Genomic DNA, 337 nt, shown 5'->3' on the forward strand with positions numbered 1-337 from the left:
CGACGACAAGCTGACTTCTGCTGCGAGATCAGGGGCAGTCTCACCAGCGAGGAACCGTTCAACCAAAGCGAGCTTGAACTCGAACGAGTACGACTGTTTTGTCGGCTTGGTCATCAACGCTCCTCGGCCATGAATCCTCCATCGCCGATACAGCCGCTTGACCGGCGAGTGAGGCACTCCCAGCAATCTGGCTGTCGCCCTATAAGCGATGCCCTGCTCGAACCACGCTACAGCGGACTCGCGCTGATCCTCGGACAACGAACTACATGCATGCATAAAACTGCTCCCCAGAAGTCGGAACTGAATTTCTCAGTCCAACTTCCGGGGAGCAGTTCAC

1 protein-coding gene is annotated in these 337 nt (G+C 56.4%); it reads right to left on the reverse strand.

Annotated elements, in window-relative coordinates; translation table 11 throughout:
- Positions 1-276 (reverse strand): helix-turn-helix domain-containing protein (locus AC5RWT_RS38105; RefSeq protein ID WP_494084720.1); only part of this gene is annotated, 276 nt, incomplete at its 3' end.
- Positions 277-337: the final 61 nt, after the last annotated feature.

Source organism: Arthrobacter sp. Dra40 (genome assembly GCF_059091905.1).